Origin of the sequence: Paenibacillus aquistagni (assembly GCF_900177815.1) — a bacterium.
Lineage (GTDB): Bacteria > Bacillota > Bacilli > Paenibacillales > Paenibacillaceae > Paenibacillus_B > Paenibacillus_B aquistagni.
Window position 1 is genome coordinate 1 of sequence record NZ_FXAZ01000003.1, and the last position, 13275, is coordinate 13275.

Consider the following 13275-nt stretch of genomic DNA (forward strand, 5'->3'; position numbering starts at 1 on the left):
GAAGATGCCTATCTGGTATTAGCTCACGTTTCCGTGGGTTATCCCAGTCTTATGGGCAGGTTACCTACGTGTTACTCACCCGTCCGCCGCTAAGCCAAACACTTTCCGAAGAAAGTGTAAGACTCCGCTCGACTTGCATGTATTAGGCACGCCGCCAGCGTTCGTCCTGAGCCAGGATCAAACTCTCCATTAAAGTGTTTGACTTGCTCATTGGTATTGCTGACGAGAAATTAATTCTCAATAATGTTTCACTCGTTGTTCAGTTTTCAAAGAACAATTTTGCTTTGTCTCAACCGCCTTATCAGCGGCGACTTAATTAATATATCATATCTGAAATCTTAATGCAAGCTTTTTTTAACGACATTAATTATTTCTTTGTAAATGTCCTTATCACTTGCCCCTTCTTTTCAAAGAAGGAACCTTAGTATAACAAAATAGAGATTGTAATGCAACACTTATTTTCTATATGTCCTAAAGCTCATATTCCTTATCATTTTGTGGCCATCTTAAATATCCAAAGCATCTCTATTAGCCCATCACTTAACTCCACTCTCCTCTATATACATTAAATGAGTATAGAAGCTCTTTTCTATATGAATGTAACTTATAACTACTTAATTTTAATTCACATGATCTTGAAAAGGATCTTATCTCTTATCCATATGTATCATTGATTCACAGTTAAGAGGTTATTGAAGATCTCAAGCGAGATACAACCCTATACAATAAAAGAAGGCTGCACATTAGCAGCCTTCTTTCTATATGAGATGCGAATTATTCTTCAGTTTGCGGAAGATCAGTGTCAGGCAAGCTGGTTCCTTCTTCTGAAGCACCTTCTGCCTCCAACATTGGATCTTCCTCCTGATTCTTGCCGCAGCGTGTAACCGTAGATACAGCATCTTCATCACGAATATTAATAATCTTCACGCCTTGAGCATAACGTCCCAATTGGGAGATGCCCGAGATGCTTGTCCGGATAATCGTACCCGATTCGGTGATCACCATAAGGTCATCATCGTCGCTTACAACTTTTAGTCCTGCAAGAGGACCATTTTTCTCTGTCACATTAATGGCCTTGATTCCTTTACCGCCACGGGTCTGGGAACGATATTCCTCTGTTGGCGTACGTTTACCATAGCCCTTCGTCGTCACAATCAAGACATCTAGTGCTGGATCAATAACGTCCATATCAATGACACGGTCATCATTATCCAGATTAATTCCTTTTACGCCGGTAGCAGAACGTCCCATTGAACGAACGTCTTGCTCGGAGAAGCGGATCGACATCCCGTTCTTCGTCCCCATGATGATCTCTTGTTCACCATCAGTAAGACGGACTCCAATCAGATCATCATCCTCACGCAGATTGATCGCAATCAATCCACCTTTGCGGATATTGTTGTAGTCGATGAGTGGGGTTTTCTTCACAATTCCTTGTCTTGTGGCAAAGAATAAGTATTGTTCACCGCCAAATTCCTCGACCGGAATAACCGCATTAATGGTCTCTCCTTGCTCAATCTGAATCAAGTTAATGATTGGCGTGCCTCGTGCCGTACGGCTAAGATCAGGGATCTCATATGCCTTGATACGGTACACCTTGCCCTTGTCGGTAAAGAACATCAGATAATGGTGGGAGTTTGTCACAAACAAATGCTCCACAAAGTCATCATCTTTCGTGCCCATGCCGACAACACCACGGCCGCCCCGCTTCTGGCTGCGATAGGTTGTCGCAGGCAGACGCTTGATATAGCCGCTGTGCGTAATCGTAATGATAACATCCTCGCGAGGAATAAGATCCTCGTCCATGATATCATCGCCAAACGTAATCTCTGTACGGCGCTCGTCGCCATACTTCTGCTTAATCTCTTCAAGCTCGTCATGAACGATCTGAAGAACAAGCTGCTCATCAGCAAGAATCGCCTTGAATTCCGCAATTTTCGCCAGGAGCTCGTTATACTCTTCTTCGATCTTGTCGCGCTCCAAGCCTGTGAGGCGGCGAAGACGCATATCAAGGATGGCTTGTGCCTGCTCAAATGACAGGGTAAAGCGCTCTATCAAGCCATTGCGCGCTTCCTCATCATTGCGTGAGGAACGGATAAGCGCAATAATCTCATCCAGATGATCAAGCGCAATTCGCAAGCCTTCTAGAATGTGAGCACGAGCCTCTGCTTTGTTAAGTTCAAACTGTGTGCGACGGCGAATAACCTCAACTTGATGCTCAATGTAGTAGTGAAGAACATCACGAAGATTGAGAACGCGAGGTTCTTGATTAACAAGCGCTAGCATGTTCACGCCGAAGTTGACCTGCATCTGCGTATGGCGATACAGGTTGTTAAGCACGACGCTTGGCGTGACATCACGACGCAGCTCAATCACAACGCGCATGCCGTTACGGTCAGACTCATCGCGAAGGTCTGTAATGCCGTCGATCTTTTTATCACGAACAAGCTCTGCAATCTTCTCAACCAGACGCGCTTTGTTCACTTGGTATGGAATTTCATTTACCACGATGCGCGCTTTGCCGTTGTTCTCTTCAATCTCCGCACGGGCTCTCATTACGACAGACCCACGGCCTGTCATATAAGCTTGGCGAATGCCTTCGCGGCCCATGATCAAGCCAGCTGTAGGAAAGTCAGGACCATGAATATATTCCATGAGATCAATCGGTGTAAGCTCAGGGTCTTTAATGAGCGCTTGTACCCCATTAATAACCTCTGATAAATTATGCGGCGGGATATTGGTAGCCATCCCTACGGCGATACCAGACAAGCCGTTCACGAGCAGGTTCGGAAAACGTGCAGGTAAAACAACTGGTTCCTTCTCTTCACCATCATAGTTAGGCGCAAAGTCAACCGTATCTTTATTTAAATCACGAAGCATCTCCATCGAGATCTTCGATAAACGAGCTTCCGTATAACGCATTGCCGCTGCCATATCACCGTCTATGGAGCCGAAATTGCCGTGTCCATCAACCAGCATGTAGCGCAGGGAGAAATCCTGAGCCATACGGACCATCGTCTCATACACCGCAGAATCACCGTGTGGATGGTACTTACCAATAACCTCACCCACGATTCTTGCAGATTTCTTATAAGGCTTGTCCGGGGACATACCGAGTTCGGACATTGCATACAGAATACGGCGGTGTACGGGCTTTAACCCATCCCTTACATCTGGCAATGCACGACTCACTATAATACTCATCGCATAATCGAGAAAAGATTCGCGCATCTCGGTGCCAATGTCGCGGTCTTTGATCTGCGATTGTTGTTCTTCCGCCATGCTGGACCTCCTTCAAATAATTCCGAGTTCATCTGTTCTTAAAGCCGCGAACAAAATGTTCGGAAATTCAACAATATCCATCGCTTCTGAGCAGGTTTTTGAATAGGCATTGTTCGTTAACTAACCACAGCTGTCTCGATACTGCAACCGCATGCACGGGTGTCTAATTGCACGAAAAAACGGCATGCCTCCTATTCAGGAAGCAGCACCGTCGTCATGATGACATGTCGCGATCAAACTTCATGATTCTGTTATCTATTATATTACTTTCACAAATAAGAAACAATTAAACCTACTTGTGAACATAGGCCTAAATCAAGCCCTATAAACCTATTCAATTCTGCTTCGACCTTGCTAAAGCTATATGAAATATACTGTCTATTATACCATGAAAATGATTTGAATACTGCATAAATCCAATCACTTCATTTTCACAGAGCAAAAATACCCCAGTCATTACGACTGAGGTATCAATTGCCTATCTCTAGGAAAATGAACTAGATATCCAAATTCTTAACAAATTTCGAATGTTCGATAATGAAGTCACGACGCGGTTCAACTTGATCCCCCATCAAGGTATCAAAAATATCATCCGCCATCTTTGCATCGTCAACCGTGACTTGAAGCATTGTACGGCTTTCTGGATCCATAGTCGTTTCCCACAGCTGAGTGGCATTCATTTCACCAAGACCTTTGTAACGCTGAACGTTGATCTTGACGCCTTCGCCCCACTCGGCCATGATCTCATCCTTCATCTTCTCGGAATCTGCATAGCGGACAACCTTGTTGCGCTCTATCTTAAAGAGCGGAGGCTGCGCGATATAGATATAACCCGCTTCTACGATCTTTCTCATATAGCGATAGAAGAACGTCAGAAGCAGTGTGCGAATATGAGCGCCATCGACATCGGCATCGGTCATGATGACGATCTTGTGGTAACGAGCCTTGGACAAGTCAAAGTCTTCCCCAATCCCCGTACCAAGCGCTGTAATGATATTGCGAATCTCAGCATTAGACAACACCTTGTCCAATCGCGATTTCTCCACGTTCAGAATCTTACCGCGCAGCGGCAGAATCGCTTGGAAATGACGGTCGCGGCCCTGCTTCGCAGAACCACCAGCGGAGTCACCCTCAACGATATACAGCTCGCTGATGGATGGGTCCTTGGAGGAACAGTCCGCAAGCTTCCCTGGCAAAGAGGATACTTCGAGCGCGCTCTTACGGCGAGTTAACTCGCGCGCACGCTTGGCCGCTTCTCTGGCACGAGCCGCTTGTGTTCCCTTTTCAATGATCTTCTTGGAAATAGTCGGGTTCTCATTCAAGAACTGCATGAACTTCTCCGCAAACATCGATTCCACGATACCACGAACTTCGCTGTTGCCAAGCTTAGTCTTGGTTTGGCCTTCAAACTGCGGCTCTGGAATTTTAACCGAAATAATCGTCGTCAAGCCTTCCCGAACATCATCACCGGTCAGATTAGCGTCGCTTTCCTTCATCAAGCCCATCTTGCGTGCATAATCGTTAATAATTCGAGTCAGCGCACTCTTAAAGCCGGATTCATGCGTTCCGCCCTCATGGGTATGAATATTGTTTGCGAACGAATAGATGTGATCTGTATAGCTATCGTTATACTGCAAAGCAATCTCGCAAGTGATATTGTCCTTGGCGCCTTCGACGAAGATCGGCGGCTCATGCACAACATCGCGATTGCGATTCAAATATTCAACGAATTCAATAATCCCGCCATCATACTTAAACGTATGTGACTGCGGATTATGAGAACGCTCGTCCGTCAGAACCATCTCGATTCCACGATTCAAGAAGGCCAGCTCGCGCACGCGAGAAGCTAGGATGTCGTACTCGTACACCAGCGTCTCCGTAAATACTTCGCTATCCGGTCTAAATGTAATCGTCGTTCCGGTCTCCTCCGTCTCGCCTATAATCTTAAGATCATACTGCGGCACGCCACGATGGTACTCCTGCTGATGAATGTACCCATCACGTTTGACCGTTACAATCAAGGAATCGGACAAGGCATTCACGACGGATACCCCTACCCCGTGAAGACCGCCTGATACTTTATATCCTTCGCCGCCGAACTTACCGCCAGCGTGAAGAACGGTCATAACGACCTCTACAGCTGGACGCTGCATCTTCTCTTGAATCCCGACTGGAATCCCGCGCCCATTATCGATAACAGAGACACTGTTGTCTTCATGAACGGTAATCTCAATACGATTACAATATCCAGCAAGGGCTTCGTCTATACTATTATCAACAACTTCCCATACGAGATGGTGAAGACCTTTGCTGCTGGTAGAGCCAATGTACATCCCTGGACGTTTGCGAACCGCCTCCAGCCCTTCCAGCACCTGTATCTGATTCTCATCGTATGTTTGATGATTCAAGGACATCCCATCACCCACTTCTCATTCATTCTAAATCATGCTTCGTCCATACGTGGTAAATGATGCGAACGCTTCTTCAGCGTCGTTGAAGATATCGGGGAATAATAAACCTTGCCCTTCGTCACCACGATGGACTTGGCTTCTTCCTCACCGATCGTCTCAACATTTTTGATTTTGTGGGAGTGTGCTACAAATTGCTTGGACAGCTTCGATGACTTCTCAATTGAGATATCAAAGATCGCCACCAATTCCGAAGATCGGATTACCTTTTCTCCACCTAGGTGAATATACATCGCACCCACTCCTAACCCTTCACTTGTCCGCTATCCACATGACAAATATTCGCACCCTGCAGCTTGTTGGTATGGATGCTTTCAATGCCGGTCGTCGTTATAAAGGTCTGCACCTTTTCCTGAAACGTCTCAATAAGCTGCGTCTGACGGTAGCTGTCCAGCTCAGACAGCACATCATCGAGCAGCAGCACGGGGTATTCGCCGATCTCCTCATGGATCAGCTCGATTTCCGCAAGCTTAAGGGACAAGGCTGTCGTTCGCTGCTGGCCTTGCGAGCCATACGTCTGCACTTCCTTGTCATTTATAAAAAAGGTCAAATCATCCCGATGAGGACCAACAAGCGTCATGCCACGGCGCAGCTCTTGATCATGCATTTGGGTTAACTTTATCATAAATTGCTCAAATAAAACAGCTTCATCCTCTTCCTGGCCGCCGAACGAAGGCATGTAACCGATCACGAGCTTCTCAAGTCCATCGGTAATTCCAGCATGAATCTGCTCAGCCCATACTTGCAGTTTCTTTAAATATTGTTTCCGTTTCTTTACAATTTTAACACCATGTTCAACAAGCTGTTGATTCCAGATCTCCAGCATCCCATTTTGCTTCGATCCTCGATCATTCCACATTTGCTTCAAAAAGTTATTGCGCTGGTTCAGCACCTTCTGATACTGCTGCAAATGATACAGATAGCTTGGCTGCACCTGTCCAATCTCCATGTCAAGAAAACGCCGCCTAATGCTTGGCCCGCCCTTTACAATCTCAAGATCCTCAGGAGCAAACATGACGACGTTCAGCGCACCAACAAAATCACTCAGCTTTTTTTGTTCAAGGCCATTGAGCTTCGCTTTTTTGCCTTGTTTGGAAATGTTCAGCTCAAGCTGGCATGGGCCGTATTTACGGTCAACCATAGCCTTTAGCTGCGCATGATCTGCCTCCCAGCCAATCAACTCCTTGTCCTTTGACGTGCGATGGGACTTGGTCAAGGCAAGCACAAGTATGGCCTCTAGAAGATTGGTCTTGCCTTGGGCATTGCGGCCGACAAACAGATTGACATTGTAATTGGTGTCAAGCGTTAACTCCTCATAATTCCGATACGACTTCAGCGATAACGATCGGATAAACACCCGCTACGCCTCCTGCGAGGCAATGACGAACGCTCCGCAGTCCTTAACCTGAACCTTGTCTCCCGGATACAGCTTGCGTCCTCTTCGCTGCTCCGTCTCACCGTTAACTTGTACCGCGCCTTCTTCTAGCAGCACTTTGGCATGGCCGCCTGTTGATGCGCAGCTTGCGAGCTTAAGCATCTGCCCAAGCGTAATGTATTCTGTCTTAATGCCTACTTCGTTCATGGTTGTTCCTCCTGCCGATCCTGCCTAACCGCCGACAATATTAAGTCGTTGTCCGGTATGGCAAAATGAGATGCAAACTATTCACGTTCTCTGTGGATTTGAAAATAATCGGGCTCATTGCGCCTGTAAAGCCAAGGAAAATATGTTCACATTCGATGACCTTCAGCACATCAAGCATGTATTTGGAGTTGAAGGCAATGCGCAGCGCCTCTCCGTTGAATTGTTTTACCTCCAGCTGCTCGGTTACACGGCCGAGTTCTGTGGAGCTTGAGGAAATCTCAATGGTTCCATCCTCTTTTGTTTGCAGACGAACAATATTGGTTTTTTCCTCACGGGACAGCAAATAAGCGCGGTCAATTGCTTCCGTTAATTTTTTTGTGTCCAAAACGAGTTCTGTTTTGTACTGATTCGGAATAATTCTAGAAGTATCGGGATAGGTTCCGTCCAAAATACGCGAATAGAACAGAACATGATCAATCTTGAAGAGCACTTGGTTGTCCGCAACAACGATATCGACCATCGTATTTTGATCCGGAATGATTTTGCTGAGCTCATTCATTGTTTTGCCGGAAATGACAATGTTGTGGAAACGAAGCTCTGTGTCCACTTCAATATGAGCAGCGCGGCTTGCCAAACGATGGCGGTCGGTTGCAACGAATTTGAGTTCGCCATCTTGGAGATTCCACAGCACCCCGGTAAGAATTGGTGTTGTTTCGTTTGTTGAAATGGCAAATACGGTCTGCTTGATCATGGTCTTCAGCAGATCGCCATTTACACTGAATACCTGCTCTTCTTCAATGCTTGGCAGCACAGGATATTCTTCTGGATCAAGGCCGACCATTTGAATCTCGGCAGAACCTGCGCGAAGCAGTGTTTGGAATTGATCCTGCATTTCAATCTCAATGTGTTGGGAAGGGAGCTTCTTGATAATCTCCACAAAGAATTTTGCAGGCAAGACGACGCTTCCTGGGCGTTCTACCTGAACAATCGTTTGTCGATCATCTTCGATCGGAATAAAGCTTTGGATGGAAATATCGGTGTCGCTAGCTGTCAATGTGACGCCTTGGAAAGTAACGTCTACTTTGATCCCTGTCAAAATAGGAATCGTGGTTCGGCTGGAAATTGCTCTGGATACGTTCTGTATCGCTTCGTTTAGCTCATTTTTCAGAATTGATAACTTCATAGTTCCACTCCTTATGCGAGAAGAAATAGTTCTTGCTGTCTATTTATAAGATGAACTTATTAATCTTTTTAATATAGTAGTAATAGTAGGGCCTCTTGATACTGTGGATAACTGCCTTCAGCACACATAAGATAGAGCCTATTCACATGTGTATAAATTGTGTATAGGCTCTTTGAATTGTTCACAGTGTCGGATTTTTAATTTTCTCGATGAGATTCTGAACGACTTTATACAACTCCTGATCATGCGTCAGGTTCTGGGTGATCTTCTCGTGTGCGTGAATAACAGTCGTATGATCTCGACCGCCAAAGGCCTCTCCGATCTTAGGCAAGGAATAATCCGTCATTTCCCGTGAGAGATACATCGCAATTTGTCTTGGAAAAGCAATGGCCTTCGTGCGCTTGCGGGCTTTGAAGTCCTCCATGCGCAATCCATAATATTCCCCTACGCGCTGCTGGATATCCTGAATGGTGATCATCTTCGGACGGCCTGTTGGAATGATATCCTTCAGCGCTTCTGCCGTTAGATGGGTCGTAATATCCTGATTGGTCATCGTTGAATAGGCAACAACGCGGGTAAGCGCGCCTTCAAGCTCACGGATGTTCGTATTGATCTGATTCGCAATATACACCATGGCTTCGTTCGGAATATCGAGGTTGTCGGCTTTGGCTTTCTTTCTCAAAATCGCGATTCGCGTCTCTAGATCTGGTGGCTGGATATCGGTGATCAGTCCCCATTCAAACCTAGAGCGAAGTCGTTCTTCGAGCGTTTCGATCTCTTTAGGCGGACGATCACTAGAGATGACAATCTGCTTATTGTCATTATGCAGGGCATTAAACGTATGGAAAAATTCCTCTTGCGTGGATTCCTTCCCTGCCAGGAATTGAATATCGTCAATCAAAAGAATGTCGATATTGCGGTACTTATTGCGGAAGCTCTCCCCGCGGTTATCGCGAATGGCATTGATAAATTCATTCATGAACTTCTCCGAGGTCGTGTAGACGACACGGCTCTTCGGATTGTGCTCAAGAATATAATGTCCGATTGCATGCATCAAGTGCGTCTTGCCAAGACCTACGCCCCCATAGAGAAACAGCGGATTATAGGCTTTGGCCGGCGCTTCGGCGACAGCAAGCGATGCCGCATGGGCAAAGCGGTTGTTCGATCCGATGACAAAGGTGTCAAAGGTATACTTCGGATTCAAAATATTCGACACCGGCTCTTCCTGCAGGGCAGCACGAGGCGGAGGTGTTTGCGGTTGAACCTCTTCGGGTTCAGCTTGTGCCGCCTCCTCGATAATAAACTTAACTTCCACCTGTTTTCCCGTCATCTCGAAGATGGTAGAACTGACGAGCTTCGTATAGCGGCTCTCCAGCCATTCGACAGCAAATGTGGTCGGAGCAGTTATTAAAATTTGGGTGTCAGTATACTTGACCGTCTTTGTGGCTTTAAACCAGGTGTCAAAGCTCGGCTTGCTGAGCTTTGTTTGGATGACGGTCAGCACTTCCTGCCAACGTTCTTGTAATTGGCGATCCACAGATGGTTTCACTCCTTCAAACCTGTTGCGCCGTCGCTAACTGACGCACGCTTTAAGAATACAACTCGCCTGAAAAGGACAAGCTCCCCGACAAATGGCGCAAGAGGGGCTCTCTAAAGATTAAGAAAGCCCTCTAAACGACAGGGCGCTTTGTCGGGGTCTATGCTGATGGACATGCCTGAAGCATGTCGAAATATAACGTATTGAGGACAAAAGGTTATCCACAATAACAACATAATTAAGAGCGATAATATCAGGCTATGGATAACTTGTTCACAACCTTATCCACAGATTGTTGATAACTTAACTGTGGAAAACAATTATTCACATCCGAAAAACAATATTATCATAGCAGATGAGCCCTTATATTTCAACGACAGTGCAAATTTTATCCACACATTCAATACCTTGTGTATAAAAATTATTACCACCACAAGATATTGTTTATAAATTGTGCCTGCCTTGTGCGGTGGGGAAAAATGCTGTCGAATGTTATACACAGCTGTCGGAATGGAATCGGGGAAAAAACGAAAAGTTCTGCACATGTGAATAACTTCTACTGAAAATGTAGCTGTGTACAGGTTAAATATTTTGAGAAAAATGGTTGTGGATAGTTTATGAATTCAGATTGGAGACTATGCACAAGGCGAAGGGCTTGATCATCAGCGCTCGGTGTCCATCATAAGATAGGGATGGATTAAAACTGAAAGCAGCGCAGTTATTATTTTCATAAAAGAGGGAGGAAGCGTCTTTTCGGCATGTCAGGCATGCTTGGTTCCGTGCGATTCTTAAAAAAGACAGGCTGGGTAAGCTTTATTTTCAACTGGAAACCATTTATGGTAACTGCAACATTGACTTTTAATAGGGTATCTGTTTAAATGTATAAAGGAATTTTGCGCAGAAATATAAACCGTGCAAATATGCCGGATTATTTTTAATATCCCGCATGAGGAGGTGCAATTAATCATGAAACCAACATTTAAACCAAATGTAAGCAAGCGTAAGAAAGTTCATGGTTTCCGTGCGCGTATGAGCACAAAGAACGGCCGTAAGGTGTTGGCTGCTCGTCGTCAAAAAGGCAGAAAAGTATTGAGTGCTTAAGTTGTGCTGAAGCGAGACCACCGCGGTGGTCTTTTTTTCTTTATACACGTTTAATTGCTTGGGTTGAGGTGCATACTTGGAGAATGATGCTAATCATGATCCAGCACTAAGTCGAATAAGAGGTAGGAATACGACTGTGCAGAAACAATACCGTCTAAAGGATCGCAGGGATTTTTCCCGTGTATACCGTCATGGCCGTTCATGGGCTAATCATCAGCTTGTTTTGTATGTGTTTTCTAGACCTGAGGTGGAGCAATTCCGCGTCGGGATCTCTGCAAGCAAAAAAATCGGCAATGCGGTTGTGCGCAATCGAATGAGGCGCTTAATAAAGGAAATAATGCGCCAGGAAAGCGACCATATTATCAGTCATGTGGATTTGGTCTTCATCGTGCGCAAAGGCGCAACCGAAATGGATTATGACCAGCTCAGAAAGAGCGTGCTGCATGTATGCAGAAAGGCCTCTGTCTACAAAAAAGACAATACGGTGAAATGATGTCCAAAGTCATGCTGTGGACCGTTTCCTTTGAAACCGTTTATATGATATATTTACATTGGAATCGGATGGTTAGAGAGGAGTTTTGCTATTGTCGCTTAAGAAGTTGCTTTCGAACCGAAAATTGCTCTTAACGGTTCTTGCCGTTGTATTTGTTATGGTGTTAACCGGATGTACCCGCGCAGCGCAAGGGTCCATGACGACGGACATGCTCAAAGAGGGGAACTTCTGGGAGTCTAATGTTGTCTATTATTTCTCATTAGTGCTGGATACGTTTGCAGGATGGTTTAAAGGGGAGTATGGTCTTGCTATTCTGATGCTAACCATTATTGTTCGTTCGGCTATTCTTCCGCTTACGATTAAGCAGATGAGAAGTTCGAAGGAAATGCAAAAAATTCAGCCTCAATTGATGGAGCTGAAAAAGAAGTATAAAGATAATCCACAAAAGCAGCAGGAAGAAACGATGAAGCTGTTCCAGCAGCACAACGTGAATCCGATGGCAGGCTGTTTCCCGATGTTGATTCAAATGCCAGTCTTTATAGCATTGTACAATGCTATTTATTTGAACTCTGATATCGGTGGTCATCAGTTCTTGTGGCTTCAACTTGGAGAGAAGGACCCGTATTATATATTGCCGGTTATTGCGGCCTTAACAACATTTATTCAATCTAGAATGATGTCTTCTCAAATGCAGTCCTCGATGCAGTTCATGCTGCTCGTGTTCCCGGTACTGATCTTCGTTATGTCGATCAGCTTCCCGTCTGCATTGCCGCTTTACTGGGTGTACAGCAATATCTTCACGATCGTACAGAACTATTTCCTTTACCGCAACAAGGATAAGGAGGTCAAACCGGCGAAATGAACACATTGATTGTATCAGGGAAGACAATCGAGGAAGCCGTTCAGAAGGGATTGACAGAGCTCCAAACGACCAAGGACCAAGTTACGGTTCAAGTTCTGGAGCAGCCATCACGTGGTTTGTTTGGGTTATTTGGTGTTCGACCAGCCAAGGTCGAACTTACCCGGATTACGACCAAGCCAGCGGCTGTGCCTGTTGAGGCACCAAGTCAGTCTTCTGATGCAAGTTCAAATCATGTTGCCGTGTCGGTGGATGAGCAAGGCGAGGAAACCGCTCATTCGTCTAATGCCAAAGCCCTTTCCAAGGAACAAGGAGTGGAAGAGGCGAAGAAGTTCGTCTATGACGTAGCGGAGTCCATGGGACTTCATATTGAAATTACGGTGGACAAGCGTAAGGATCACCTGTTGTTTGATATCGCGGGCTCCGATCTAGGGCTCATCATTGGCCGCAGAGGGCAGACGCTGGATTCACTGCAATACTTGACGAATCTGGTTGCCAATCGTTATTCGGATCAGCATCTGCGCATCACCTTGGATGCCGAGGACTTCCGTGCTCGCAGAAAAGAGACGCTTGAAGCTCTAGCAGAGCGTCTTGCCAACAAAGCGATTCGCACACGCAAGGAAGTCATGCTTGAGCCGATGCCTCCGCAGGAGCGCAAGATTATCCATGCCAAGCTTCAGGATCATGCCAAGATCAAGACGTATAGCAAAGGTGAAGAACCGAACCGTCGCATCGTTATTTCATTGAAATCATAATGAATCGTTATCGTT

Annotated in this window: 11 protein-coding genes and 1 rRNA gene; 4 read left to right on the top strand and 8 right to left on the bottom strand. The window is 45.7% G+C overall.

What is annotated here, in order from left to right; translation table 11 throughout:
* The 8 genes from B9Y93_RS11460 to dnaA form a co-directional block, all read right to left on the bottom strand.
* Positions 1–193, bottom strand: a 16S ribosomal RNA gene (locus B9Y93_RS11460); the annotation flags it as partial.
* A 581-nt stretch (positions 194–774) separates the two neighbouring features.
* Positions 775–3282, bottom strand: a complete 2508-nt coding sequence (gene gyrA, locus B9Y93_RS11465) for a DNA gyrase subunit A (RefSeq protein WP_085494579.1) — start codon at positions 3280–3282, stop codon at positions 775–777.
* 497 nt (positions 3283–3779) lie between these two features.
* On the bottom strand, positions 3780–5696 hold the full coding sequence (gene gyrB, locus B9Y93_RS11470; protein WP_085494580.1) for a DNA topoisomerase (ATP-hydrolyzing) subunit B: 1917 nt from the start codon (positions 5694–5696) through the stop codon (positions 3780–3782).
* Between the two features lie 29 nt (positions 5697–5725).
* Positions 5726–5983, bottom strand: coding sequence for an extracellular matrix regulator RemB (gene remB, locus B9Y93_RS11475; protein WP_085494581.1), 258 nt, complete (start codon positions 5981–5983; stop codon positions 5726–5728).
* An 11-nt stretch (positions 5984–5994) separates the two neighbouring features.
* The gene (gene recF / locus B9Y93_RS11480; protein ID WP_176228909.1) at positions 5995–7107 is read right to left on the bottom strand and encodes a DNA replication/repair protein RecF; all 1113 of its coding nucleotides are present in this window, start codon (positions 7105–7107) and stop codon (positions 5995–5997) included.
* Between the two features lie 3 nt (positions 7108–7110).
* Positions 7111–7332: a S4 domain-containing protein YaaA gene (gene yaaA, locus B9Y93_RS24560; RefSeq protein ID WP_170936484.1), complete on the bottom strand. Its 222-nt coding sequence runs from the start codon at positions 7330–7332 to the stop codon at positions 7111–7113.
* Positions 7333–7372: 40 nt separating this feature from the next.
* The gene (dnaN, locus tag B9Y93_RS11485; RefSeq protein WP_085494582.1) at positions 7373–8515 is read right to left on the bottom strand and encodes a DNA polymerase III subunit beta; all 1143 of its coding nucleotides are present in this window, start codon (positions 8513–8515) and stop codon (positions 7373–7375) included.
* Positions 8516–8696: 181 nt separating this feature from the next.
* Entirely contained in the window at positions 8697–10052 is a 1356-nt protein-coding gene (gene dnaA, locus B9Y93_RS11490) for a chromosomal replication initiator protein DnaA (protein WP_085494583.1), read from the bottom strand.
* 966 nt (positions 10053–11018) lie between these two features.
* Between dnaA and rpmH the strand changes: the two genes are divergently transcribed.
* The 4 genes from rpmH to jag all read left to right on the top strand — a co-directional run bounded on the left by rpmH (position 11019) and on the right by jag (position 13260).
* Entirely contained in the window at positions 11019–11153 is a 135-nt protein-coding gene (gene rpmH / locus B9Y93_RS11495) for a 50S ribosomal protein L34 (RefSeq protein ID WP_085494584.1), read from the top strand.
* Between the two features lie 136 nt (positions 11154–11289).
* Positions 11290–11646, top strand: a complete 357-nt coding sequence (gene rnpA, locus B9Y93_RS11500) for a ribonuclease P protein component (RefSeq protein WP_085494585.1) — start codon at positions 11290–11292, stop codon at positions 11644–11646.
* Positions 11647–11737: 91 nt separating this feature from the next.
* On the top strand, positions 11738–12508 hold the full coding sequence (locus B9Y93_RS11505; protein ID WP_240967984.1) for a YidC/Oxa1 family membrane protein insertase: 771 nt from the start codon (positions 11738–11740) through the stop codon (positions 12506–12508).
* The gene (gene jag / locus B9Y93_RS11510; RefSeq protein ID WP_085494586.1) at positions 12505–13260 is read left to right on the top strand and encodes an RNA-binding cell elongation regulator Jag/EloR; all 756 of its coding nucleotides are present in this window, start codon (positions 12505–12507) and stop codon (positions 13258–13260) included. Before B9Y93_RS11505 ends, jag begins: the two co-directional genes overlap by 4 nt.
* Positions 13261–13275: the final 15 nt, after the last annotated feature.

What these genes read in the sequence shown, in the direction of transcription:
- rpmH (WP_085494584.1), top strand. Translation starts at nt 11,019, where the DNA reads ATGAAACCAACATTTAAACCAAATGTAAGCAAGCGTAAGAAAGTTCAT.
- remB (WP_085494581.1), bottom strand. Translation starts at nt 5,983, where the DNA reads ATGTATATTCACCTAGGTGGAGAAAAGGTAATCCGATCTTCGGAATTG.
- yaaA (WP_170936484.1), bottom strand. Translation starts at nt 7,332, where the DNA reads ATGAACGAAGTAGGCATTAAGACAGAATACATTACGCTTGGGCAGATG.
- gyrA (WP_085494579.1), bottom strand. Translation starts at nt 3,282, where the DNA reads ATGGCGGAAGAACAACAATCGCAGATCAAAGACCGCGACATTGGCACC.
- dnaN (WP_085494582.1), bottom strand. Translation starts at nt 8,515, where the DNA reads ATGAAGTTATCAATTCTGAAAAATGAGCTAAACGAAGCGATACAGAAC.
- gyrB (WP_085494580.1), bottom strand. Translation starts at nt 5,696, where the DNA reads ATGTCCTTGAATCATCAAACATACGATGAGAATCAGATACAGGTGCTG.
- jag (WP_085494586.1), top strand. Translation starts at nt 12,505, where the DNA reads ATGAACACATTGATTGTATCAGGGAAGACAATCGAGGAAGCCGTTCAG.